Source organism: Dactylosporangium sp. NPDC049140, from assembly GCF_040648435.1.
On sequence record NZ_JBEZDS010000048.1, the window covers coordinates 17,778 to 41,088 of the forward strand.

The window sequence follows — 23,311 nt, forward strand, 5'->3', positions numbered from 1 at the left end:
CCCCGCCCGCGCGCCCGTGCCTCCCTCGAGCCCCGACGACGGCGCCTGCGACCCCTGCTCGGTGGAAGAGGTCCTCGACCGGATCGGGTCGAAGTGGAGCGTCTGCATTCTGGTCGCCGCTTCGGGAGCCCCGATCCGGTTCTCGGCCCTGGAGCGCGCGATCCCGGGCATCAGCCGCCGGATGCTGACCTTGACGCTGCGCAACCTGGAGCGGGACGGCCTCCTGCTGCGGACGAGCTACCCCACCGTGCCACCGCGCGTCGAGTACTCGTTGACGCCGATGGCCTTGGAACTGCAGGCGGCGTTGACGGCCCTGACCGGTTGGGCCGAGCGGCACAGATCGGATGTGGCGGCGTCGCGGTCGCGCTACGACGAGCGTCCCGCCTAGCGAACGGCGCGCCCGGCGCCGGTGGGCGCTTTGAGGCCACGGACGCTTTGAGGCCGCGGGCGCATGGGTGCATGGCGCTTTCGCGCGTGGGCGCTTGGCGCCGCGGACGCTGCGCATCTTTCAGCGCCGCGCCGACCAGGGACCTGAGCGTGCCGTCGTCCACCTTGGGCGCCGCGGACGCTTCGGCGCCGCGGACGCCGTGGGCGCTTCGGCGCCGTGGGTGTTTCGGCGCGTGGGAACTTGGACGCTTCGGAGCCGTGGGCGCTCGGCGGCGTGGCCGCTTTAGCGCTTGGGCGCCGCGGGCACTTGGGAGCCGTGGGCGTTTGGCGCCGTGGGCGCTTCAGCGCTTTGGCGCCGTGGGCGCTTTGGCGCCGTGGGCGCTTCAGCGCTTTGGCGCCGTGGGCGCTTTGGCGCCGTGGGCGCTTTGGCGCCGTGGGCGCTTTGGCGCCGTGGGCGCTTTGGCGCCGTGGGCGCTTTGGCGCCGTGGGCGCTTCAGCGCTTTGGCGCCGTGGGCGCTTTGGCGCCGTGGGCGCCTTGGGGGCTGTGGGCACTTGGGCGCCCCGTGCGCTTTGGGGCTGTGGGCACTTGGGCGCCGTGGCGCCCCGGTAGGGCAAAGCGGGTGACATGCCGACGCAAGCCCAAACATCAGAAATTTCGCGACTTAGCCTGAGTTGGTGGTATTTGACCGCGCTTTCTCCGACGAAACCCTCGAAAAAGCTCTCTCGGCCCTCGCCGACGACGCCGACCCGACCGCCGCCCTGGAATTGATCGTCACCACCGAGGACACCGCGACCCGCGAGCACGCCGTGGCGATCCTCGGCGCGGCGGGCGTGACGCGAATCGAGAGACTGCGCGAGCTCACGGCCCAGCAGCCCTATCTCCCCGAGCGCTGGCTCCTCCTGGGCGCCGCCCTCTCCGCCGCGGCCTGGGCCGTACGCGAGAACAACCACGCCAAGCCGGTCGTGACCGAGCGCCTGGTGCAGGAGCAGCAGGTCCTGGTCGCCGGGGCGCGGTCAGCGCTGCGCCAGGCCGCCGCGCTCTCGCGGGACGACCCGGTGCCGTGGAGCGAGCTCGCCGGCGCCGTCGTCTGCGCGCCGCTGCACCGGACCGAGGTCGCGGACGTGTTCAAGCGGGCGTGCGTGCTTGACTCGGACCTGTACGCGGCGCACACCCGGCACCTGACCGGCCTCACGCACCGCTGGTACGGCAACCAGGACAAGGTTATCGCCTTCGCCCTCGTCCGCACCGCCGAGCGGCCCGACGGTCACCCGCTGCACGCCCTCGTGGCGCTCGCGCACATCGAGGGCTACGTCGACGGCCTCCTGCACGGGACCGTCGTCGGGCGGTTCTGGCGCGCCTGGCGGTACTTCGCCGACTCCAAGATCCGCCGCGAGACCGACACCGCCGCCGACCGCCTCCTCGCCGGCCACGCCGAGTTCGCGACGCACCCGTGGACGATGCACGCGCACCAGGCCTTCGCCGCGCTCTACCACCAGGCGAACGAACCCGGCCGCGCGCGCACGCACCTCGAGCTCGGCGGCGACCGGGCGGCGATCTGGCCGTGGCGGTACTTCGGCGACCCGGAGCGGCAACTCGCGACGGCCCGCAAGGCGGCCGGCCTGGACACCTGACGCGGCCACTGCCACGCGCGGGGGCGCCCCCGGGTTGAACGGGCACCTGACCCGGCGATTTTGGCTACAGGCTGCTCAGGTCGATGAGCTTGGCCAGCTCGACCATCTTCGGCAGCGCCGCCTGGGCCTGGTCGTCGCCGGCGCCCGGGGCCAGCCGCAGCGACAGCTTGATGATGCGCTTGTTGCCGGCCAGCCAGCCGACCTCCACGCCCGGGCCGGCCTTGTCCGCGGCCGGCGTCGGCATCTGGTACCCGACCAGGCCCAGCCCCGTCACCGCCTGCGCGTCCTTGGGCTGGACGTCGGAGCCGAACACGTCCGCGCCGATGGTCGTCGTGCTCACGGAGAGCACGAGGTCCGGATAGCTGCCCGCGGCCGACTGCAGCACGCAGCTGAACGAGTTGTCCATGGACGCGCCCGCGGCGACGCTCAGATTGAGGCCCAGCTTCGCATTCACCATGCGGAAGTCGAGCAGCTGGCACGCGCCGCCCGCGGCCGCCGCGGGGGCGGTCGAGGTCTGGGCGGCCGGGCTCGCGCCGGCGTCGTCGCACCCGGCGACGAGCGTGGCGGACAGGGCAACGACGGCGAGCAGCACCCTTCGCACAGCGGGCACCCTATACCGGTAGGCGCGCGGTGATGTACTTGGCGATCTCCAGCGAGCTCGTCGCCGCCGGGGACGGGGCGTTGAGCACGTGTACCTGCCGGCCCTCGGTCACGATCATGAAGTCGTCGACCAGGTCGCCGGCCGGCGTGATCGCCTGCGCACGCACCCCCGCCTCAGCCGGTACCAAATCCGCAGCAGTCACCGCGGGGACGAGCCGGGCCAGGCTCTCGGCGAAGCGGCGTTTGGACAGGGAACGGCGGACCTCCGTGAGGCCGTACCGCAGATGCTTGCGCCCCAGCGCCCACAACCCCCTGTAGGAGGCGGCGTCGACGACGTCCCGGGGCCGGATCCGCGCCCACGAGTAGCCTTCCCGCGCCATGGCCAGCACCGCATTCGGCCCCGCGTGCACGCTCCCGTCGATCATTTTCGTCAGGTGTACCCCGAGAAAGGGAAACTGCGGATCCGGTACCGGGTAGATGAGCCCGTTGACCAGGTGACGGCGCTCGGGGCGCAGCTCGTAGTACTCCCCGCGGAACGGGATGATGCGCGCCGGCGGGCTGATGCCGGCCATCCGGGCCACCCGGTCGGCGTGCAGGCCCGCGCAGTTGACGAGCACGTCGGCGGTGATGTCGCCGGTCGTCGTGCGCACCACGACCTCGCGCCCGCTCGCCCGGATGCCGAGCACGGCGGTGTTGAGCCGCAGCGTCGCGCCCGCCTCCCCGGCGAGCTCGGCGAGCTTCACGCAGACGGCCTTGTAGTCGGCGATCCCGGTCGAGGCCACGTGGATGCCCTCGACACAGGCGACCTCCGGCTCGTACTCCCGCGCCTCCGCCGGACTCACCAGGCGCACGGGCAGCCCGTTGGCCTGCGCCCGCTCGAACAGCGCCCGCAGCCGCGGCCGCTCGTCGTCCCCGGTCGCGACGATGAGCTTGCCGGTGACCTTGTGGGCGATCCCGTGCTCGGCGCAGAAATCGACCATCGAGGCGCTGCCGGCCTTACAGAGCGTGGCCTTGAGGCTACCCGGCTTGTAGTACACGCCGGCGTGGATGACCCCGGAGTTGTGCCCGGTCTGGTGGGCGCCCCACCCCGGCTCCTTCTCCACGACGGTGACCCGGGCGTCCGGGCGGTCCTGGACGAGCCGATGGGCGGTCGCCAGCCCGACGATGCCACCACCGATGACGATGTACCGCACGCGCCGACTCCTTCACCTCGGATCGCGCCATCTTAGGGGTCTCAGATGGCGTGCTAGCGTGACCGACCGTGAGTGGGGTGGCGATGGACGACGGCACGGTGGCCCCCGCGGCTACCCTGAAACCGGCCCGCCCGTGGCGCGCCCGCCTGGTCCAGGCGGTCCGCATCCTAGCGGCGCTCGCGATCGCGTACTTCATCGTCGCCACCACCGTCCAGCAGTGGTCCTCGGTCTCGGAGACGTTCCGCGGCCTGTCGTGGCCGTCGCTGGGCGCGTCCCTGGCCTGCGCCGTGGCGTGCCTGTGGGCCACGATGATGGCCTGGCGCGCAATGGTCGGCAGCCTCGACCACCCGCTGCGCATCCGCGACGCCGCGCCCATCCAGCTCATCGGCGCCTTGGGCAAGTACCTGCCGGGCACGGTGTGGGCGTACGTGGTCCAGATGGAGCTCGGCCGCCGCGTCGGCGTCTCGCGCGCGAAGGTCTTCATCGGCTCGGCCGTCGTCACCGGCCTGGGCGTGACGGTCGGTCTGATCCTGACCGCCCCCGGCTTCGGCGTCGCCTTCGACGGCGCGGACGCGACGAGCCACCAGACCTTCGCCGCGATCGCCGTCTGGTGCGCGGTGATCCTGCTCCCGTTCGGCCTGGCGTGCTGCTACCCCCCGCTGCTGACCTGGCTCGTGGGCCGCGCGATGCGCATCCTGCGCCGCCCGGCCCTGGACCGCCCCATCACCTGGCGCCCGGTACTCGTGAGCAGCGCCTGGTGCGCCGTGGGCTACCTGGCCGCGGGCCTGCACATCTGGTTCCTGGTCCGCGCCCACCTGCCCGGCGTGCACGGCCTGGTCGGCTCCATCTTCGCGATGGCCCTGGCCATGAGCATCAGCACCTTCGTGATCGTCGCCCCGTCGGGCCTGGGCGCCCGCGAGTTCCTGATGGCGATCGCGCTGGCGGGCCTGGGCGTACCGTGGCCGACGGCCTGGGCCCTGACGCTCGTCTCGCGCCTGCTCTTCACCCTGGCCGACGTGGCGGCCGCGGGGGCCTCGGCCGCGGTGGGTCTGCGCCGGATTCGCCACACGCCGCCGCCGACTCCGGCGCCGGAGTCCTAGCACCGCGCTCGCGTCCACGCGCGGGGCACGCCGCCGCGCCCCGCCGCGCAGCGCACACGCCCCGCCGCGCACGCTCCCGCGCCCCGCCCCGCCGCGCACGCGCACGCGCACGCGCACGCGCACGCTCCCGCGCCCCGCCCCGCCCCGCCGCGCCCCGCCCCGCCGCGCCGCGCCCGCCCCGCCGCGCCGCGCCGCGCACGCTCCCGCGCCCCGCCGAGCGCGCCTCACGCCACGCCGCGCGCACCCACGCCCCGCCGAGCGCGCCTCACGCCACGCCGCGCGCACCCACGCCCCGCGCGCACGCCTCCGCGCGTCCCAGCCGCGATGGCCGCTCCACGCTTCCGCGCGCGTCTCGGCCGACGGCCATTCCACGCTTCCGCGCGCGTCTCGGCCGACGGCCATTCCACGCTTCCGCGCCCCCGCGTCCCAGCCGCGACGGGCCCCACGCCCCCCAACGCCTCCGCGCGCGTCTCGGCCGCGACGGCCGGCGCCCTCTAACCCGCGCGCCGCCGCTCCAGATACTGCTCCCAGGTCACCGTCCCCAGCGCCCGGTCCGGAGCGAGGTGCCCACCCGAGCGGTACCCGGCAAACGTCTTCCCCGGCAGTCGGAGCGGCACGAGGAGGCGGCGCTTGCCGTACACCTGGAGGAAGCTCCGGAAGAGATCCCGCGCCGGCCGCACCTCGGGCCCGGCGAAGTCCTCCTCCACGGGCGCGGCCCCCGACCCGAGCGCGGCCACGACCGCCCCGAGCCGCCGCGCCACGTCGCGCGTGTCGACGGGCTGGAAGTCGAACGCGGGATAGGGCACCACGGGCGACCGAGCGAGGCCCCCGCGCGATCATGAAGATCAGGTCGTGAAACTGCGTAGCGCGGAAGATCGACCCGCCCCGGTCCCGCACGAGACCCTCGACCGCGAGCTTCTGGCGGTAGTACGGCAGGGGCACGCGATCGACCCCGACGATCGAGACGTACAGCAGCCGCTGATCGGCCCCGAGCGCACTCAAGAGCTGCCGCGCCGCCACCACGTCGCGCCGCCCGTCCGTCGCCGCGTGAACGACGAGCCCCACCCCACCGAGCGCGGCCGCGAGCCCTTCCCCGCTGACGAGATCGGCCCGCACCATCCCGGGCGCCGAGCGGCTCATCCCCCGGGCGGCCAGTCCCCGCTCCCGGAGCTCCTCCATCAGTACGCGCCCGAGTTTCCCGGTCGCCCCGGTCACGAGAATGCCCGCCGCCGCCATACGCCCGGACGCCTCCTTAGGGCCGTCTATATCGCGCAGGGTAGCGAAATTCCCGTCGGCGTGGGCCCTGCCGTGGTCCTCGCCCCGGACGTGGCGGTGCGGTCGCCTCACGCCCAGCTCTACTGATCACGCACGCCTCTAGCCGATTGCCGGACGGCGCCGCAGGAGCACCAACGATCCGACATCCTGCGGATGTCGGATTTATCGCTGACGGCCGTCTAATTCGGGTGTGCCGCCGCAAAGGATGCCCAACCACTTGACGGCGCCGCAACGTGCCTCGAGTCCCATCCGCGCCCGGGCTGACGCCACACCGTGAGGTCCGGGCGGCGCCACGCGTCCCGAGCCCACCCCGAGCGATCCGCGCCCGGACGCGCGGGAACGCTGACCGCCGCACCGTCAGGCGCCCGGACGCGCGGGACGCTGACCGCCGCACCGTCAGGCGCTCGGACGCGCGGAGCGCTGACCGCCGCACCGTCAGGCGCTCGGACGCGCGGAGCGCTGACCGCCGCACCGTCAGGCGCTCGGACGCGCGGGACGCTGACCGCCGCACCGTCAGGCGCTCGGACGCGCGGGACGCTGACCGCCGCACCGTCAGGCGCTCGGACGCGCGGCCTCGGTGACCTCCTCACGCAGAGTGCCCAGGAAGGCCTCGACGACGGGTGGCACCGTGCGCCCGGCCAGCGTCGCCGCCACCACGGTGCGGGGCGGCACCTCGGCGGGGTCGAGCGGCAGCAGTACGACGTCGGCGGGGGCGGTACGCGCGGCGAGGCCCGGCACCAGGGTCACGCCGAGCCCGGCCGCCACGAACCCGAACTTCGCCGTCCACTCCCGCACCACGAACTCGATCCGCGGCCGGAACCCCAGCCGCACGCTCGCCCCGAGCAGCGTCTCCTCCGCACGGGCCGACCCGGCGACCCACGCCTCGCCGGCCAGGTCACGCAGCCGCACGACGCGCCCGCCCGCACCCGGCCGGGAATCAGCCACACTTCGTCGCCCTATTTCGCCATCTATCGACGACATATCCGACATCCACCAGGATGTCGGATCGGGTACCACTCCTTCGGCACCGTGAACCAGCGCACCAGACGTCGGACTGGGCTCAGCAAAATCGGCACCGTCCGCCAATGCCGGGGATATCCGATCGGGACCCGCCCCTTCGGCACCGCTCGCCGGTGCATCGGCACGTGGACCCAGTCCCCCATCGCCGGCGTCGCGAGGCAATGAACGGGAAGCCGGACGCGCCAGGGCGTGGGAGGCGCTCACGGCCAGCAGCATCGGCTCGTCCACCAGGTGATGCAGCCGGAAGCGTTCGTCCGTGAACGGGCGGTCCGCGCTCGCGTTCACCAGTACCACGTCCGCGTCGCCCACCAGCAGGGCCGACAGCAGACGCGTGGTCAGGCCCTCCACCAACGAGATCTCCACGTGCGGGTGGGACGCGCGGAAGCGGGCGAGCGCGCGTGGTACGACCGCGGCGTCCGCGGTTGCGAAGGCGCCCACGCGCAGGCGGCCGGTCTCGGCGTCGCGCACGGCCTGTACGTCGCGGCGCGCGGACGCGAGGCGGTCCAGCACCGCCGAGGCGTGCTCCAGCAGGCAGTGCCCCTCCGCGGTCAGGGCCACGCCGCGCGGCAGGCGGTCGAAGAGGCGAGCGCCGAACTCGGCCTCCAGGGCGGCCATCTGCCGGGATACGGCCGATTGGGTGTACCGCAGCGTCGCCGCCGCGCCCGTGATGGACCGCTGCCGCGCCACCTCGCGGAACACCTCGAGCATCTCCGTCTGCACGACTTCGACATTCGCACGGCGCATGGCCACCATGCCAGACATTCGCTGGTGGCATGCGAGAAAGATCCATAGCGTCGTCGGCATGGACCACATCGCAGTACTCGGGCTCGGGCGGATGGGGGCCGCGATCGCCGTACGGCTCGCGGAAGCCGGCTGGGCGGTCACCGGCTGGAACCGGACGCCGCGCGGCCCGCTCCCGGGCGTCACTGTGACGACCGATCTCGCCGCCGTCGAAGCCCGCGTCGGAGCCGGCAACGAAGCGGGCGTCGGAGCCGCCGTCAAAACCGGCAACGAAGCCGGCGTCGAAGCGGGCGTAGAGGCGGGCGTCGGGGCCGGCAACGAAACGCGTGGCGGAGCCGGCGTCGAAGCGGGCGTAGAGGCGGGCGTCGGGGCCGGCAACGAAACGCGTGGCGGAGCCGCCGTCGAGACCGGCAACGAAGCCGGCGTCGGAGCCGGCAACGAAGCCGGCGTCGGAGCCGGCAACGAAGCCGGCGTCGGAGCCGGCAACGAAGCCGGCGTCGGAGCCGGCAACGAAGCCGGCGTCGAAGCGGGCAACCAAGCCGGCGTCGTGATCACCATGCTCACCGACGGGGCCGCGGTCCGGGACGTGCTTGGTCGCGCCCGGCTGCGGGCCGGAACCGTTGTCGTGGAGATGTCGACGATCGGGCCGGATGCGGTACGCGCGGTCGCGGCCGGTCTCCCCGACGGCGTCGCGCTCGTGGATGCGCCGGTCGGGGGCAGTGTGGGGGCGGCGGCCGCCGGGACGTTGCGCATCTTCGCGGGCGGGGACGCGGCCGACGTGGCGCGGGTGCGGCCCGTGCTGGACGCGCTCGGCGACGTGCGGCACTGCGGGCCACTCGGCTCGGGCGCGGCGGCCAAGGTGGTGCTCAACGCGGCCATGATCTCGGCGGTCGCGGCGCTCGCCGACGTGCTCGTGGTCGCCGAGGCGGTGGGGTTGCCGCGCGCGGGCGCCGTCGAGCTCATGCGGGCCGGGCCGCTCGGCACCGCGGCCGAACGGACGGTCGGTGCCGGAGGGCCCGCGGCGCACTTCACGAACGCGCTGGCGGCCAAGGATCTCGACCTCGCGATCGCCGCCGTGGAAGGGAAGACCGCGCGCGGCGGCGGGCTGCCGGTCGTGGCGGCGGCGCGGGCCGTGGTGGCTCGGGCGGTACCGGATGCGGATATTGCCGTTCTTGTGAGAGAGGCGTGAACATGGTCATGAGGCTCGACAACCCCGCGGGGGTGACGGCCCCCGCCGGGCCTTATTCGCACGTTGCCCGGGTCGATGCCGACGGCGCGACGTTGTTGTTCCTCGCCGGTCAGATCGCGGTCGGCGACGACGGGGCGATCGTCGGGGAGGGCGACATGGCGGCCCAGGCGCGGCACATCTTCGGCGTCGTGCGCGGCATTCTCGCGGCCCACGGTGCGGGCTTCGCCGACGTCGCGCACATCCGTACGTTTGTCACCGATCTGGGGCTGTTGCCGGAGTACGGCACCGTGCGCCGCGAGCTGTTCCCCGGGCCGCCGCCGGCCAGCACGACCGTCGAGGTGTCGCGGCTCTTCCGCGCAGGAGCGCTGCTGGAGGTCGAGGTGACCGCGGCCGTGCGGCGTTGACACAACCCTTACGTCGGGCCGCGGGTCGCGCTTACCCGCGGCCCGCACCATGGGCGCCATGAGACGAACGCTCGCCATCGCGCTGGCCGCGGCGCTGCTGTTCCTGGGCGGCTGCGGCAAGGACCGCGGACAGCGGCCCGCCGCACCAACCCCGCCGGCGACGACCGTGACCACGGCCCCGGCCGCCACGACCGGCGGCGCGGCCGCCGACCAGGGCGGCGCGGACGTGGACCAGCTGCTCGACCAGGTCGGGCAGCAGCTCAGCAAGGACGCCCAGGCCCCTGAGGACGAGGACTGACGAGAATGAACCGGATCGCACGTACCCTGCTCGCCGCGACCGTCGTCGTCGGCGCCACGCTCGCCGTCGGCGCCCCCGCGAGCGCGGCCCCCACCCTCGACCAGGCCAAGCAGGCGGTCGCCGCGCGCATCGACAAGCGGCTCGACGCGCTCAAGCAGTTCGACGCCACGATCGGCGGCGCCAAGCAGCTCACCGCGGCGCACAAGGACACGCTCACCAAGCTCGTCGCCGACCAGCGCGGCGGCCTGACCGCGCTCAAGACCAAGGTCCAGGGCGAGACGACGGCGGCGGCGCTCAAGGCCGACGCGCAGAGCATGGTGAACGACTACCGCGTCTTCATGCTCACCGGCCCGAAGGTGCGCCTCACGGCCGCCATCGACACCGAGCTCGTGGTCGCCCACAAGATGGCGGGCACGGACGCGATTCAGAAGTCGCTGGAGGGGAAGGCCGACGCGCTGCTGGCGGTCAAGCCCGGCCCCGACGCCGACGCTATCAAGGCCGCGGTGAGCCCGATCCGCGACGCCGCCAAGGCCGCGCACAAGAGCCTGAAGGCGCTACGCAAGTGAGACGAGCCCGGCCGGCGTCGGGCTGAAGCCGCAGGACTCCAGGTAGAACTTCGTGAGGTGGGGTTCGAAGTCCACGTGGAGCCAGCGGCAACCGGTGGCCCTGGCCCCCTCGGCGGCCAGGGCCACCAGCCGTGTCCCGGCGCCCGTGCGGCGGTACGGCTCGGCGACCATCGTGTCCAGGACGAACGCGTGCTCGCCGCCGTCCCAGGCGACGTTCACGAAGCCGGCGAGGGCCGCTCCGTCGCGGGCGACGACCCAGCCGAGACTGTGCGCGTTGACCCGGGCCCACCAGTCGATCGGGCCGGCGGAGTCACCGCCCCCGAAGCTGGCAACGTGCAGGCGGCGCAGCTCGGGCGAGGTGAACGGGGCGCGCCAGGCGAAGGTGAGCGTCACCGCGCCAAGGTTAGGTGCCGCTCGACGAGGCTGCCGGCGAGCACCAGCCCGGCGGCCAGCGCGATCGGCCACTTCAGGTAGACGCAGCCGGCGTACAGCTGCGCGCTCGCCCCGAGCAGGAACAGGAACCCGAGGTAGCAGGCGAGCTGCAGATCCACGTAGCCCCACACCGCTCGCTGCCGGCCGCGGTGCCAGCCCTCGTGGCGATCGTCGCGCTCACCGGGGCCGGGCGCGGCGACACGCCGTACCAGCCGCAGCCCGGCGGGTCCTGGGGAGCCGCGTGGCTGGCCGGCCCGGACGCGACGCGCACGGCCCAGGCGAGCCCGCTGCTGCGGGCGTACTCGCGGCTGCCCGGCGACGCCCCCGCGCTCGTGGTCGGCGACGACACGGGCTACGAGTCGTACCGCCTGACCCTGTTCCTCTCCACGATGCAGCGCACGTCCGGCGCGACCGCGGGCGCCATCTACAACCACCTGCCGGCGACCGCGACCGGGCGCCTGGACGCCGGGCCCGGTGCGGCTGCTGGCCCTCTCCGACGCGGCGCAGCGGCGCGCCGAGGAGGTCCGCGCCCGCCATCCGCAGTGCCGGGTCGAGGTCGTGCGGGTATAGCTTTTCCGGCATGTCAGTGAAGGCTTCCCTGTTCGGTCTCGCGTTCGGCGACGCGCTCGGCAAACCGACGGAGTTCCGCTCGTACGACGCGATCGTGGCCACGTTCGGCCCGCGCGGCCCCCGCGACCTGCCGCCGGGCGCCCTGGTCACCGACGACACCCAGATGGCCCTGGCCGTCGCCGACGCCCTCATCAGCGCACAGGAAGCGCCCCCGCTGACCCCGGATCGACTGGAGCCCCGCCTGCGCGGCCGGTTCCTTCATTGGTGGGCCAGCCCCGAGAACGATCGCGCCCCCGGCAACACGTGTCTGGCCGCCTGCCAAGCGATGTCACGGGGACTGCCGTGGTGGGAGGCGACGGTGGCCGGCTCGAAGGGCTGCGGCGCCAACATGCGCGTGACCCCGATGGGCCTGGTCCCGGGCCTGACCGAGGACGAGCGCGCGGGCGCGGCCCAGCTGCAGGCCGCCCTCACCCACGGCCACCCGACCGGCCTGGCCGCCTCCGAGCTGACCGCCCTCGCCGTGCGCTGGCTGCTCGACGGCCTGCCCGTGGCCGAGCTCCCGGCGGCCCTGCGCGAGCGCTGTTCGACTCAGCGGGAGGTGTACCGCGGGGACTGGCTCGGCGACCAGCTCTGGCGGCGCTCGCCGGCCGGCTCCCCGGAGCGGTTCATCGCCACCGGCTGGGACGAGTGCGCGGACGCGCTCGCCGGCCTGGAGGACAAGGTCCGCTGGATCGGCCCGGACGCCGACCCGTGCCTGGCCGGCGGCGCGGGCTGGGTCGCCGAGGAGGCCCTCGCCACGGCCGTGTACTGCGTGCTGCTCTTCCCCGACTCGCCGGTCGACGCCATCGCGCGCGGCGCCGCCTCGTCGGGCGACTCGGACTCGATCGCCTGCCTGGCGGGCGCGTTCGCGGGCGCGGTCCACGGCGAGCCGGGCTGGCCCACGCCGTGGTTCGGGCTGATCGAGTACCGCGACGAGCTCTCCCGCATCGCGGCCGCCTGGTCCTGAACGCGACGATGCCCGGGTCCGGACGGACCCGGGCATCGCGGTGTCAGGTCAGCTGCAGCCGCTGGTGGAGCCGCAGCCCTCGCAGACGTAGCAGCTGCCCGCGGGGCGCATCTTCGTCCCGCAGGTGAAGCACAGCGGCGCGTCGGCCGCCTTGCCCTGCACCAGCTCGAGCAGCTCGGTCGAGGAGCCGATCCGCCGCGGCGGCTCGATCTCGGCGGGCTTCGCGGCCGGCTTGTCCTTCTCGGCGGCCGGCTTCTCCACCGGGGCCGAGTTGCGCATCTCGGTGAGGTCGACCTCGGAGTCGCCGCCGTTGCCCGCGGCCTCGGCGCGCAGCTGGGCCGCGCGCTCCGCCGAGGTGAGGATGCCCAGCTCCGAGCGGGTGTCGAAGTCCAGGAAGTCCAGCGCCAGGCGACGGAAGATGTAGTCCATCACCGACGAGGCGAGGCGGATGTCCGGGTCGTCGGTCATGCCGGCCGGCTCGAAGCGCATGTTCACGAACTTCGAGACGTACGTCTCCAGCGGCACCCCGTACTGCAGGCCGATCGAGATGGCCACCGAGAACGCGTCCATGACGCCGGCGAGGGTCGAGCCCTGCTTCGACATCTTGAGGAAGACCTCGCCGAGGCCGTCGTCGGGGTAGGACGAGGCGGTCAGGTAGCCCTCGGCGCCGGCGACGGAGAACGACACCGTCGAGCTCGGCCGCTTCTTCGGCAGCCGCTTGCGCACCGGGCGGTACTCGATCACCTTCTCGGTCTTCACGACCTCCTGCGCGACGGGCGCCGGCTCCTCCTTCTTGGAGGAGCTGACCGCCGACAGTGGCTGGCCGACCTTGCAGTTGTCGCGGTAGATCGCGAGCGCCTTGAGGCCGAGCTTCCAGCCCTGGTAGTAGATCTCCTCGACGTCCTCGACGGTCGCCGACTCCGGCATGTTGACCGTCTTGGAGATGGCGCCGGAGATGAACGGCTGGATCGCCGCCATCATCCGCACGTGGCCCATCGGCGCGATGGTCCGCTCGCCCATGGCGCAGTCGAAGACGCTGTAGTGCTCGGGGCGCAGCCCGGGCGCGTCCACGACGTGGCCGTGCGCCGAGATGTGCTCGACGATCGCCTCGACCTGCTCCTCCTGGTACCCGAGGGTGCGCAGGGCGCGCGGCACGGTCTGGTTGACGATCTGCATCGAGCCGCCGCCGACGAGCTTCTTGAACTTGACCAGGGCCAGGTCGGGCTCGACGCCGGTGGTGTCGCAGTCCATCATCAGGCCGATGGTGCCGGTCGGGGCCAGGACGCTGGCCTGCGAGTTGCGCCAGCCGTTCTTGGCGCCGATCTCGTTGCCGAGCGCCCACTGGGCCGTGGCCGCGTCCTTGATGGCGGTGTCGACGGCGCCGACGGTACCGATGACGGCATTTGCTTCTGCGTGCTTGTGCATGACGCGGGCGTGCGCGGTCGCGTTGCGGGCGAAGCCGTCGTAGGCGCCGACCACTCCGGCCAGTTCGGCCGAGCGCCGGTACGCGGTGCCCGTCATCAGGCTGCTGATCGTGGCCGCGACGGCCCGGCCGCCCTCGGAGTCGTACGCGAGGCCGCTGGCCATGAGCAGCGCGCCCAGGTTCGCGTAGCCGATGCCGAGCTGGCGGTACGCGCGGCTGGTCTCGCCGATCTTCTCCGTCGGGAAGTCGGCGAAGGAGATCGAGATGTCCATCGCGGTGATGACCAGCTCGACCGACTTCACGAACTTCTCGACGGCGAAGGTGCCGTCGGCGTTGAGGTACTTGAGCAGGTTCAGCGAGGCCAGGTTGCAGCTGGAGTTGTCCAGGTGCATGTACTCGCTGCACGGGTTCGACCCGGTGATCCGCCCGGTCTCGGGGCAGGTGTGCCAGTCGTTGATCGTGTCGTCGTACTGGATGCCGGGGTCGGCGCACGCCCACGCGGCCTGGGCGAGCTTGTTGAACAGCTCCTTGCCCTTGACCGTCGAGATGATGCTGTTGTCCAGCCGCGAGCGCAGGCCGAACTCGGTGTCGTCCTCGACGGCGCGCATGAAGTCGGCCGAGACGCGGACGGAGTTGTTGGCGTTCTGGTACTGAACGCTGACGATGTCCTTGCCGCCGAGGTCCATGTCGAAGCCGGCGTCGCGCAGGGCCCGGACCTTGTCCTCTTCGCGGGCCTTGGTCTCGATGAACTCCTCCACGTCGGGGTGGTCGACGTCGAGAATGACCATCTTGGCCGCCCGGCGGGTGGCGCCGCCGCTCTTGATCGTCCCGGCCGACGCGTCCGCGCCGCGCATGAACGACACCGGGCCGCTGGCCGTGCCGCCGCTGGTCAGCAGCTCCTTGGAGGAGCGGATCCGCGACAGGTTGACGCCGGAGCCGGAGCCGCCCTTGAAGATCAGCCCCTCCTCCTTGTACCAGTCGAGGATCGAGTCCATCGAGTCGTCGACGGACAGGATGAAACAGGCGCTGACCTGCTGCGGTGACGACGTGCCGACGTTGAACCAGACCGGCGAGTTGAAGCTGAACACCTGGTGCAGCAGCATCCAGGTCAGCTCGTGGCCGAAGATCTCGGTGTCCTGCTCGGTCGCGAAGTAGCCGTGCTGACGGCCGGCCGCGACGTAGGTCGACACGACGCGGTCGATCAGCTGGCGCAGCGACTGCTCACGCTGCGGCGTGCCGACGGCGCCGCGGAAGTACTTGGTGGTGACGATGTTGGCGGCGTTGACGCTCCACGTCGCCGGGAACTCGACCCCCCGCTGCTCGAAGTTGATCGAGCCGTCCCGCCAGTTCGTCATGACGACGTCGCGACGCTCCCACGTCACCTCGTCGTAGGGGTGCACCCCCTCGGTCGTCCAGACGCGCTCGACCCGCAGCCCCTCCCGCTGGTCCTTGCGTGCCGACGTCTTCGTCTTCGTCTCCCCCGCCATCCGCGGCCCCCTCATCAGCGTGGTCATCATTCGGTACCGCATGTGCGTACCGGAATTCGTTCTGTGCGCTTTTCGTGCTTTGGTCAGCCGACACGCGCGGTCGGCACGGTGGAGCCGTCCCCCGACGACTCGCTTTCCTTCACCGGCGCCTCGGCCCCGGCCCGCAGCGCCGCGATCTCCCGCTCGAAGTCGCCGAGCGAGTCGAACGATCGGTAGACGCTGGCGAACCGCAGGTACGCCACCTCGTCGAGGTCCCGCAGCGGCGCGAGGATGGCCAGCCCGACCTCGTGGCTGGGCAGCTCGGCCGCGCCCCGGGCCCGGACCGTCTCCTCGACCTTCTGCGCGAGGAGCGCGATGGAGTCCTCGTCGACGGGCCGGCCCTGGCAGGCCTTCCGCACCCCGGCGATGATCTTCAACCGGCTGAACGGCTCGGTCACCCCGCTGCGCTTGACCACGGCGAGCACCGCCTCCTCGACGGTGGTGAAGCGCCGCCCGCACTCCGGGCAGGACCGGCGCCGCCGGATGATCTGCCCATCCTCGGCCTCGCGAGAGTCGACCACCCTCGAGTCGGCGTGCCGACAGTACGGGCACCGCATGTCGATGGTCCCCTCTCCAGGGTAGGCACGCCAAACCCGACGAGCGCCCTCGTGAGGCCTGCCCGCCGGAAAATTACAGTCAGTGAACAGCGGCTGCCGAATCCACAATCTGTGGACGACTTACACCCCTGTAACTACTACATCTAGGGGTAGACGCTATGCCGATGCCTACGCTGACGCAAGTCAAACGAGGATCCCGACCCTTTTGTGTCGCGACTCTCATTGGTAGTTCTCTGCCATGTGGACTTTTGCGGCAAGTCAGACGCCGCTTGCCCGGACTTGTCAGATTTATGCCCTGAAAGACGATATTTAAGAGTCAGCGGCGGCGGGGCAGGACCAGCCGTTGCCCGGCGTCGATGTCGTAGCCGTCGAGGTTGTTGAGCCGGCGGATCTCCTCCACGGTCGCGTCGCGCCCTTCGCGCCCCTTGGTGCGCGTCGCGATGTCCCAGAGCGTGTCGCCCGGCTGCACGATGACCGTCGGCGCCGGACCCGGCGGGTCGGCCGCCTGGCCGGGCGCCGCGACGAGCGCGAAGAGCCCTCCGGCGACGGCCAGCAGGAAACAGAACACCACGATCCGCCCGCGCCGCGTGAGGCGAATCGGCCCGCTTTCGTGCCCGTTTTCGACCTGCCGTCCCATGTCGGCCCCCTTTTACGTACGCCTGTTCGATAGAACAGTCGTACGATGGTGTACCAGAGCGGGAAGACCCATGTCGAGCAGACTCGCCGAAAAATCGGCGCGCCACGTAGTACAGATGTTTGAAACTGGCGTACCCCGGCGTTACGGTGATCCACACACGATCAGCTTTCGATCGGGATTACCGGACCTATGCGACAACTGGGACCCGCACCCGCGCGGGGCCCGGGTGACGAGCCACCCCACGGCCCGTCAGCAGGCGCGGCGAACGCCCCGCGACTGCCAACACGAGGGAGGACGACGTGTCAGCCGACGACCGCACCGACGCACCCGCGAGCGAGCCGGACGAGCTCATCGACGGCCCCGGCGCCGAGGTCACCGCCATCGGCGGCCGCGCCGGCGCCAAGCGCGCCACCCGCCGCCGCGGCGGCGAGCCGGAGATGCGCGCGGTCACCGCCGTGGTCAGCGCCTTCCCCGACCTCTTCGCGGCCGACCTGACCGTCCGCCAGCGCCGCATCCTCGAGTTCATCCGCGCCGCGGTGGAGCGCAACGGCTATCCGCCGAGCGTGCGCGAGATCGGCGAGGCCGTGGGCCTGGTCTCCCCTTCGAGCGTGGCGTACCAGCTCAAGGAGCTCGAGCGCAAGGGCTACCTGCGCCGCGACCCCAACCGCCCCCGGGCCGTCGACGTCCGCCCGCCGAGCGAGCTCGTGACGGTCGACGAGGAGGCGGCCCGCGCGGCCCGCCCGGCCCCCGCGTACGTGCCCGTCCTGGGCCGCATCGCCGCCGGTGGCCCGATCCTGGCCGAGCAGGCGGTGGAGGACGTCTTCCCCCTCCCCCGCGAGCTCGTCGGCGAGGGCACGCTCTTCATGCTCCAGGTCAAGGGCGACTCGATGCTGGACGCGGCGATCTGCGACGGCGACTGGGTGGTCGTGCGCCAGCAGCCCAACGCCAACAACGGCGAAATCGTGGCCGCCATGCTCGACGGCGAGGCCACCGTGAAGACCTACCGCAACCGCGACGGCCACGTGTGGCTGATGCCGCAGAACGCGGCCTTCGACCCCATCCAGGGCGACCTGGCCACGATCCTGGGCCGCGTCGTCACGGTCGTCCGCCGCATCTGACCCACGGACGTTCTGGTGGCCGGCTGAGCCAGTGAGCCGCCGGCCACAACCCTTGCCGCGGCGCTGCTCAGCGGTGGGGCGCGTAGCCGCGGTCGTAGCCGCCGGGGTCGCCGGGGCCGTAGCCGCCGCGGCCCTCCCGTGGAGGGGGGCCCTGGGCGAAGCCGTGCTGATCGCCGCCGTAGCCGCCGCGCTGGTCGCCCGGGCCGCCGCCGTAGACGTTGCCGCCGCCGTCGCGCGGGGAACCGCCACCACCGCCGTACACGCCGCCGCCCTGGCGGTTCCCGGGGCGGTCGCCACCGCCGCCGTAGACGTTGTTGCCGCCGTCGCGGCCGCCACCACCGCCACCGCCGCCCGCGCCGTAGACGTTGCCGCCGCCGGCCGGGCCGGCGCCGTACACGTTGCCGCCGGGGCCGCCGCGGCCGCCCGGCCCGGAGCCACCGCCGGGGCCGCCGGGGCCGCCCGGACCGTTGGGGCCGCCGCCGTAGACGCCCGGGCCGCCGCCGCCCACCGTGGACGGCATCGCGAAGTCGCCGTCGGGGGCGTCGCCGCGCACGTTGCCGGTGTTCGAACCCGCGGCGCGGCGGGCGGCGCGGGAGCGGCGGATGCCGATCACGCCCGCGATGACGAAAGCGAGGCCGAGGACGCCGATGAAGGCCACCGCGTACGTGATGTCCTGGAGGGTCAGCGACTGCAGGAACGACTGGTCCTTCGCCTTCGGCGAGGGCACGTTCGCCCCGTTGCCCCCCGACGCGACCGAGATGTCGGTCGGCGTGTACTTCAGCAGCGGCGCCTTCTTCGTGGCGTCCACGTCGGAGGCGGTCACGTAGTTCTTGCCGTCCGGCGTGTAGGTGATCGCCTCGCCCTGCGCCTCGTTCGGCAGCGGCGTGATGCGCGGCTTGCCGGTCGTCAGGGCCTTGACGATGTCGCCCCCGGCCACGTCGAACTCGTAGGCGTCGGACAGCGTGCGCACGACGACCTTGGAGCCGTCGGGCGCGGCCGCGGCGCCGGTGATGAGCTTCCAGCCGAGCAGGTTCAGCGGGTTGGGGGTCTTGGTGTCCTGGAGGGACTTGAAGTCGCCGGCCTTCCTCAGCTTGACGCCGTTGGCCGTGTTCGGCACGAGCGCGGACTCGGCGATGTAGACCTCGTTCGGCGCCGCCTTGGTGATGATGATCGGCAGGCCGTCGCCGTTGATGAGGAGGGCCTCGGCGTCGTGCTTCTTGCCGTCCGGGTAGGTCAGGCGGTTGATCACGGGGTTGGTCGAGCCGGGGGCCAGGGTCCAGATCGCCACGGTCTTGCGCGGGTTCTTCGAGCCCCCCGCCGCCTCGTCGTTGTCGCCGATGTCACCGATGTAGAGCGTGCCGTCCTTGCCCAGGGCCGCGTCCTCGGGGTCGATCGGCCGGGTCTGGTAGTTGATCGTCTTCAGCAGCTTGCAGCTGTCGTCGAGGACCCAGATCTTGGACTTGGCCGGCTCGACCTGGCTGTCCTGGATGGCGTAGTACCCGCCGTCGGGCTTGGCCACGAGGCCCGAGACCTCGTTGACGTCCTTCGGGGTCGGCGAGCACACGGTGGCGCCCGCGCCCGCTGCGGCGGCGGCCGTCGGCGACGGTGCATACGCCGCGGCCGGCGCCGACACCCCAGCCGACAGACAGATCACCGCAGCCGAACAGAGCACCACCCGTCGTCGCATCCCGCAAGTCTGGCAGAGCCGGACCGGCTTTGGGGTTGCCCGGTCCGGCTGTCACTCCAAGTGATTGTTGGGCGCGACGGAGAGTAACCGTCGGTGGATCAGGACGAAACGGCGTACGGGGCGAGATCGGCCGCCAGGCCCTCCGTGACCCGGGCCCGGACGCGGGTGCCCTCGGCCAGGTGGGAGGTCTCGAGGACCTCGCCGATCGAGTGGACGCGCGCCACGAGGTCGCCGCGCTCGTACGGCACGATGGCCGTCAGCTCGATGGCCGGCCACGGCAGCCCCTGCTCGATCGCCGCGCGCACGTCGTCGAGGCCGGCGCCGGTGCGGGCGGAGGCGAACACGGCCGTCGGCCACAGGCCCTTCAGCCGCAGCTGGGTCTCCTCGTCGGCCGTGTCGACCTTGTTGATGACCAGCAGCTCGGGTACCGCATCCGCACCGACCTCGGCGAGGACCTCGCGCACGGCGCGGACCTGCGCCTCGGGGTCGGGGTGGGAGCCGTCGACCACGTGGAGTACCAGATCGGCTTCCGCCACCTCCTCCAGCGTCGACCGGAAGGCCTCGACCAGCTGGTGCGGCAGGTGCCGGACGAAACCGACGGTGTCCGAGAGCGTGTAGATCCGCCCGTCGGCGGCCCGCGTCCGGCGCGTGGTCGTGTCCAGGGTGGCGAACAGCGCGTTCTCCACCAGCACGCCCGCCCCGGTGAGGCGGTTGAGCAGGCTGGACTTGCCGGCGTTGGTGTAGCCGGCGATCGCCACGGCGGGCACGCGGTTGCGCCGGCGGGTCGCCCGCTTGGTGTCGCGGATGGTCGCCATCGCCGCGATCTCGCGCTTGAGGCGGGAGATGCGGGTCCGGATGCGGCGCCGGTCGATCTCGAGCTTGGTCTCACCGGGGCCGCGCAGGCCCACGCCGCCGTTGCCGCTGGCCGAGCCGCCGGCCTGCCGGCTGAGCGCCTCACCCCAGCCTCGCAGGCGCGGCAGGAAGTACTGCAGCTGCGCCAGCTCGACCTGGGCCTTGCCCTCCTTGCTCTTGGCGTGCTGGGCGAAGATGTCGAGGATCAGCGCCGTGCGGTCGATGACCTTGACGTTGACCCGCGACTCCAGCTGCCGCAGCTGCGACGGCGACAGCTCGCCGTCGCAGATGACGGTGTCGGCGCCGCTGCTGACGACCACGGCCCGCACCTCGTCGACCTTGCCGCGGCCGATGAAGGTGGCCGAGTCGGGGCGGCTGCGGCGCTGGATGAGGCCGTCGAGGACCTGGGAGCCGGCGGTCTCGGCGAGCGCGGCCAGCTCGGTCAGCGAGTTCTCGGCGTCGGTGACGGTGCCCTCGGTCCAGACGCCGACCAGCACGACGCGCTCGAGGCGCAGCTGGCGGTACTCGACCTCGGTGACATCCACGAGTTCGGTGGACAATCCGGCGACACGCCGCAGGGCATGCCGCTCCTCGAGTTCGAGCTCGCCGTCGTCAACGAAGTCCTCGAACTCCTCAGCGTCCGCGTCGTAGGCGTCTGCGGAAAAGCTCGTTCGTGCGCGCAATGCGATCTCTCCTGGGTAAAGGGGGGGTTCAACCTGTCAATCGTGACACTTGTCGGGGTGAGACGGCACTTGATATCCGCACCCGGTGCGGCGGCCGGGGGACGTGGAGGGTGAGAATGGGCTCGTGACACCTGCCACACACAGACTGCCCAGCGCCGGGTTCTCTCTCACCATCCGTGTCTCCGTCGTGGCCGACGCCTCCGCCATCGGCCGCCTGACCACCGCGGTCGGCGAGGCCGGCGGCATCGTCACCGCCGTCGACGTCGTCGACTCCGACAACGCCAACGTGGTCGTCGACCTCACCTGCGACACCGCCGACTCCGCCCATGCCGAGCAGGTCGTGGCGTGCCTGGAGAAGCTCGACGGGGTCGACGTGCGCAAGGTCTCCGACCGCACGTTCCTGCTGCACCTCGGCGGCAAGATCGAGGTCGCCCCCAAGGTCGCGCTGCGCAACCGCGACGAACTCTCTCGCGCCTACACCCCCGGCGTGGCCCGGGTGTGCCTGGCCATCGCCGAGAACCCCGACGACGCCCGCCGGCTCACGATCAAGCGCAACACGGTCGCCGTGGTGACCGACGGCTCGGCCGTGCTCGGTCTCGGCAACATCGGGCCCTATGCGGCGATGCCGGTCATGGAGGGCAAGGCCGCGCTGTTCAAACGCTTCGGCGGGGTCGACGCCTGGCCGGTGGTGCTCGACACCCAGGACACCGACGAGATCATCGCGATCGTGAAGGCGATCGCGCCCGCGTACGGCGGGATCAATCTCGAGGACATCGCCGCCCCGCGCTGCTTCGAGATCGAGGAGCGGCTGCGCGCGCAGCTCGACATCCCCGTGTTCCACGACGACCAGCACGGCACGGCCATCTGCGTGCTGGCCGCGCTGACGAACGCGCTGCGCGTGGTCGGCAAGCAGATCGGCCAGGTCAAGGTCGTGGTGAGCGGGGCCGGTGCCGCCGGTACCGCCATCATGAAGCTCCTGCTCCGCCAGGGCGTCGGTGACGTGATCGCCACCGACCGGCCCGGTGCGCTGCACCGCGGCATGACCGGTCTCACGCCCGCGTGGCAGTGGCTGGTCAACCACACCAACAAGGACAACTACGCCGGCGACCTGCGCGGGGCGCTGCGCGGGGCCGACGTGTTCATCGGGGTGAGCGCGCCCAACCTGCTCACCGGCGACGACATCGCCACGATGGCGCCGCAGTCGATCGTGTTCGCGCTGGCCAACCCCGACCCGGAGGTCGACCCGCGGGAGGCCCGCGAGCACGCCGCGATCGTCGCCACCGGCCGCTCCGACCAGCCGAACCAGATCAACAACGTGCTCGCGTTCCCGGGCGTGTTCCGGGGCATGCTCGACGCCCAGGCGCGCGAGTTCACCGAGGCGATGGCGCTCGCGGCCGCGCAGGCGATCGCGGACACGGTCGGCGAGGACAAGCTCAACCCGTCGGTCATCGTGCCGAGCGTGTTCGACGCGCGGGTCGCCCCCGCGGTCGCCGCGGCCGTGCGGGCCGCGGCGAAGGGTCCCCAGCTGGACTCGACCCCGGACGGGGAGATTCCGGCTCAGGAGTAGGTGGGCGCCAGCTGCCGGATGGCCTGCGCGTCGACGTCGCCGTGCGCGACGATGACCGCAGGCCCCTGCAGCCGGCACTCCGCCGGCGACAGGGTGACGGTGAGCCGGCCGCCGAGCACGTCGACGATCACGGTGCCGGTCTCGAGGCCGGCGTGGTGCACCGCGACCGCGGCGACCGCGCACGCGCCCGAGCCGCAGGACTGGGTCTCGCCGGAGCCGCGCTCGTACACGCGCATCCGCCGGTACAGGTCGGCGCCGGCCGGGGCCGGGCCCACCGCGGCGAACTCGACGTTGACGCCGGCCGGGAAGATCAGCGGGTCGATCACGGGCGCCCGGCTCAGGTCGAGGCCCTCCAGGGTCGGCTCGTCGACCGCGCAGACGAGGTGCGGGTTGCCGACGTCGACCGCGGTACCGCCGAAGCCCGCCCCGTTGGTGACGGCCTCGCTCTGGACATAAACCCGCGGAACGGGCATTCCCGCCGAGATCTCCTCGCCCATGGTGACCGGCACGACGCCGGCCCGGGTCACCAGGTCGAACGTGCCCTCGGGGGCGACCAGGCCGGCCTCGGCGAGGTAGCGCGCGTAGACGCGGACCCCGTTGCCGCACATCTCCGACTGCGACCCGTCGGCGTTCCAGTAGTCCATGAACCACTCGGCGCCCGCCGAGGACGCCTCCGCGTCCGGGTGGGCGGCGCTGCGCACGACCCGCAGGACGCCGTCGGCGCCGATGCCGCGGCGCCGGTCGCACAGGGCGGCGACGAAGGCCGGGGTCAGGGGCAGGGTGCCGTCGGGGTCGGGCAGGATGACGAAGTCGTTGCCCGTGCCGTGGCCTTTCGCGAAGCGCATGGC

General features: G+C 72.5%; 24 protein-coding genes. 12 read left to right on the forward strand and 12 right to left on the reverse strand.

Features of this window, described 5'->3' with window-relative positions; translation table 11 throughout:
- Positions 1-16: 16 nt before the first annotated feature.
- Both AB0B76_RS46520 and AB0B76_RS46525 read left to right on the forward strand, forming a co-directional pair.
- Positions 17-388, forward strand: a complete 372-nt coding sequence (locus AB0B76_RS46520) for a helix-turn-helix domain-containing protein (RefSeq protein WP_360388672.1) — start codon at positions 17-19, stop codon at positions 386-388.
- A 674-nt stretch (positions 389-1,062) separates the two neighbouring features.
- The gene (locus AB0B76_RS46525) at positions 1,063-2,019 is read left to right on the forward strand and encodes a hypothetical protein (RefSeq protein WP_360388675.1); all 957 of its coding nucleotides are present in this window, start codon (positions 1,063-1,065) and stop codon (positions 2,017-2,019) included.
- A gap of 64 nt (positions 2,020-2,083) precedes the next feature.
- Here the strand turns inward: AB0B76_RS46525 and AB0B76_RS46530 are convergent, their stop codons facing one another.
- Both AB0B76_RS46530 and lhgO read right to left on the reverse strand, forming a co-directional pair.
- The gene (locus AB0B76_RS46530; protein ID WP_360388678.1) at positions 2,084-2,620 is read right to left on the reverse strand and encodes a hypothetical protein; all 537 of its coding nucleotides are present in this window, start codon (positions 2,618-2,620) and stop codon (positions 2,084-2,086) included.
- Positions 2,621-2,630: 10 nt separating this feature from the next.
- Complete coding sequence (gene lhgO / locus AB0B76_RS46535) at positions 2,631-3,812, reverse strand: L-2-hydroxyglutarate oxidase (RefSeq protein WP_360388681.1); 1,182 nt, start codon at positions 3,810-3,812, stop codon at positions 2,631-2,633.
- A 68-nt stretch (positions 3,813-3,880) separates the two neighbouring features.
- Here lhgO and AB0B76_RS46540 point away from each other — a divergent pair, with 68 nt between their 5' ends.
- A complete protein-coding gene (locus AB0B76_RS46540) occupies positions 3,881-4,912 on the forward strand; it encodes a lysylphosphatidylglycerol synthase transmembrane domain-containing protein (RefSeq protein ID WP_360388683.1) in 1,032 nt (343 codons plus the stop codon).
- A 494-nt stretch (positions 4,913-5,406) separates the two neighbouring features.
- Here the strand turns inward: AB0B76_RS46540 and AB0B76_RS46545 are convergent, their stop codons facing one another.
- Positions 5,407-5,721, reverse strand: a complete 315-nt coding sequence (locus AB0B76_RS46545) for a hypothetical protein (RefSeq protein WP_360388686.1) — start codon at positions 5,719-5,721, stop codon at positions 5,407-5,409.
- A 43-nt stretch (positions 5,722-5,764) separates the two neighbouring features.
- On the opposite strand from AB0B76_RS46545, the gene AB0B76_RS46550 reads away from it, so the two are divergent.
- Complete coding sequence (locus tag AB0B76_RS46550) at positions 5,765-6,274, forward strand: hypothetical protein (protein WP_360388689.1); 510 nt, start codon at positions 5,765-5,767, stop codon at positions 6,272-6,274.
- A 465-nt stretch (positions 6,275-6,739) separates the two neighbouring features.
- Here AB0B76_RS46550 and AB0B76_RS46555 read toward each other — a convergent pair whose 3' ends face one another.
- A complete protein-coding gene (locus AB0B76_RS46555) occupies positions 6,740-8,020 on the reverse strand; it encodes a LysR substrate-binding domain-containing protein (RefSeq protein ID WP_360388692.1) in 1,281 nt (426 codons plus the stop codon).
- On the opposite strand from AB0B76_RS46555, the gene AB0B76_RS46560 reads away from it, so the two are divergent.
- Genes AB0B76_RS46560 through AB0B76_RS46575 form a run of 4 tightly spaced genes read left to right on the forward strand, consistent with a single transcriptional unit; the run spans position 8,010 to position 10,405 of the window.
- Complete coding sequence (locus tag AB0B76_RS46560) at positions 8,010-9,137, forward strand: NAD(P)-binding domain-containing protein (protein ID WP_360388695.1); 1,128 nt, start codon at positions 8,010-8,012, stop codon at positions 9,135-9,137. The two genes, AB0B76_RS46555 and AB0B76_RS46560, sit on opposite strands and share 11 nt — an antisense overlap.
- Positions 9,138-9,139: 2 nt before the next feature.
- Complete coding sequence (locus AB0B76_RS46565) at positions 9,140-9,541, forward strand: RidA family protein (protein ID WP_360388698.1); 402 nt, start codon at positions 9,140-9,142, stop codon at positions 9,539-9,541.
- 58 nt (positions 9,542-9,599) lie between these two features.
- Complete coding sequence (locus AB0B76_RS46570) at positions 9,600-9,839, forward strand: hypothetical protein (RefSeq protein ID WP_360388701.1); 240 nt, start codon at positions 9,600-9,602, stop codon at positions 9,837-9,839.
- A 5-nt stretch (positions 9,840-9,844) separates the two neighbouring features.
- Complete coding sequence (locus AB0B76_RS46575) at positions 9,845-10,405, forward strand: hypothetical protein (RefSeq protein WP_360388704.1); 561 nt, start codon at positions 9,845-9,847, stop codon at positions 10,403-10,405.
- Here the strand turns inward: AB0B76_RS46575 and AB0B76_RS46580 are convergent.
- Together AB0B76_RS46580 and AB0B76_RS46585 are read right to left on the reverse strand one after the other, a co-directional pair.
- Entirely contained in the window at positions 10,394-10,798 is a 405-nt protein-coding gene (locus AB0B76_RS46580) for a GNAT family N-acetyltransferase (protein WP_360388707.1), read from the reverse strand. The genes AB0B76_RS46575 and AB0B76_RS46580 overlap by 12 nt on opposite strands.
- On the reverse strand, positions 10,795-10,956 hold the full coding sequence (locus AB0B76_RS46585) for a hypothetical protein (RefSeq protein WP_360388710.1): 162 nt from the start codon (positions 10,954-10,956) through the stop codon (positions 10,795-10,797). Before AB0B76_RS46585 ends, AB0B76_RS46580 begins: the two co-directional genes overlap by 4 nt.
- Positions 10,957-10,998: 42 nt before the next feature.
- Between AB0B76_RS46585 and AB0B76_RS46590 the strand changes: the two genes are divergently transcribed.
- Both AB0B76_RS46590 and AB0B76_RS46595 read left to right on the forward strand, forming a co-directional pair.
- Complete coding sequence (locus AB0B76_RS46590; protein ID WP_360388713.1) at positions 10,999-11,427, forward strand: hypothetical protein; 429 nt, start codon at positions 10,999-11,001, stop codon at positions 11,425-11,427.
- Positions 11,418-12,413, forward strand: coding sequence for an ADP-ribosylglycohydrolase family protein (locus AB0B76_RS46595; protein ID WP_360388716.1), 996 nt, complete (start codon positions 11,418-11,420; stop codon positions 12,411-12,413). The genes AB0B76_RS46590 and AB0B76_RS46595 overlap by 10 nt, the downstream gene beginning before the upstream one ends.
- Before the next feature lie 48 nt (positions 12,414-12,461).
- On the opposite strand, the gene AB0B76_RS46600 is transcribed toward AB0B76_RS46595, so the two are convergent.
- The 3 genes from AB0B76_RS46600 to AB0B76_RS46610 all read right to left on the reverse strand — a co-directional run bounded on the left by AB0B76_RS46600 (position 12,462) and on the right by AB0B76_RS46610 (position 16,556).
- Positions 12,462-15,323 (reverse strand): vitamin B12-dependent ribonucleotide reductase, encoded by a 2,862-nt coding sequence (locus AB0B76_RS46600; protein WP_360388845.1) that lies wholly within the window; start codon positions 15,321-15,323, stop codon positions 12,462-12,464.
- Between the two features lie 83 nt (positions 15,324-15,406).
- A complete protein-coding gene (gene nrdR / locus AB0B76_RS46605) occupies positions 15,407-15,919 on the reverse strand; it encodes a transcriptional regulator NrdR (protein WP_360388719.1) in 513 nt (170 codons plus the stop codon).
- A gap of 316 nt (positions 15,920-16,235) precedes the next feature.
- Positions 16,236-16,556, reverse strand: coding sequence for a LysM peptidoglycan-binding domain-containing protein (locus AB0B76_RS46610; protein ID WP_360388722.1), 321 nt, complete (start codon positions 16,554-16,556; stop codon positions 16,236-16,238).
- 437 nt (positions 16,557-16,993) lie between these two features.
- Between AB0B76_RS46610 and lexA the strand changes: the two genes are divergently transcribed.
- Positions 16,994-17,674, forward strand: coding sequence for a transcriptional repressor LexA (gene lexA, locus AB0B76_RS46615; RefSeq protein ID WP_360388848.1), 681 nt, complete (start codon positions 16,994-16,996; stop codon positions 17,672-17,674).
- Between the two features lie 67 nt (positions 17,675-17,741).
- On the opposite strand, the gene AB0B76_RS46620 is transcribed toward lexA, so the two are convergent.
- Together AB0B76_RS46620 and hflX are read right to left on the reverse strand one after the other, a co-directional pair.
- Entirely contained in the window at positions 17,742-19,361 is a 1,620-nt protein-coding gene (locus tag AB0B76_RS46620; RefSeq protein WP_360388725.1) for a hypothetical protein, read from the reverse strand.
- A 98-nt stretch (positions 19,362-19,459) separates the two neighbouring features.
- Complete coding sequence (gene hflX, locus AB0B76_RS46625) at positions 19,460-20,791, reverse strand: GTPase HflX (protein WP_360388851.1); 1,332 nt, start codon at positions 20,789-20,791, stop codon at positions 19,460-19,462.
- A gap of 208 nt (positions 20,792-20,999) precedes the next feature.
- On the opposite strand from hflX, the gene AB0B76_RS46630 reads away from it, so the two are divergent.
- Positions 21,000-22,463 carry an NAD-dependent malic enzyme gene (locus AB0B76_RS46630; RefSeq protein ID WP_360388728.1) on the forward strand — a complete coding sequence of 488 codons (1,464 nt, stop codon included), beginning with the start codon at positions 21,000-21,002 and terminating at the stop codon, positions 22,461-22,463.
- Here AB0B76_RS46630 and dapF read toward each other — a convergent pair.
- The gene (gene dapF / locus AB0B76_RS46635; protein ID WP_360388731.1) at positions 22,454-23,308 is read right to left on the reverse strand and encodes a diaminopimelate epimerase; all 855 of its coding nucleotides are present in this window, start codon (positions 23,306-23,308) and stop codon (positions 22,454-22,456) included. The two genes, AB0B76_RS46630 and dapF, sit on opposite strands and share 10 nt — an antisense overlap.
- Positions 23,309-23,311 lie beyond the last annotated feature (3 nt).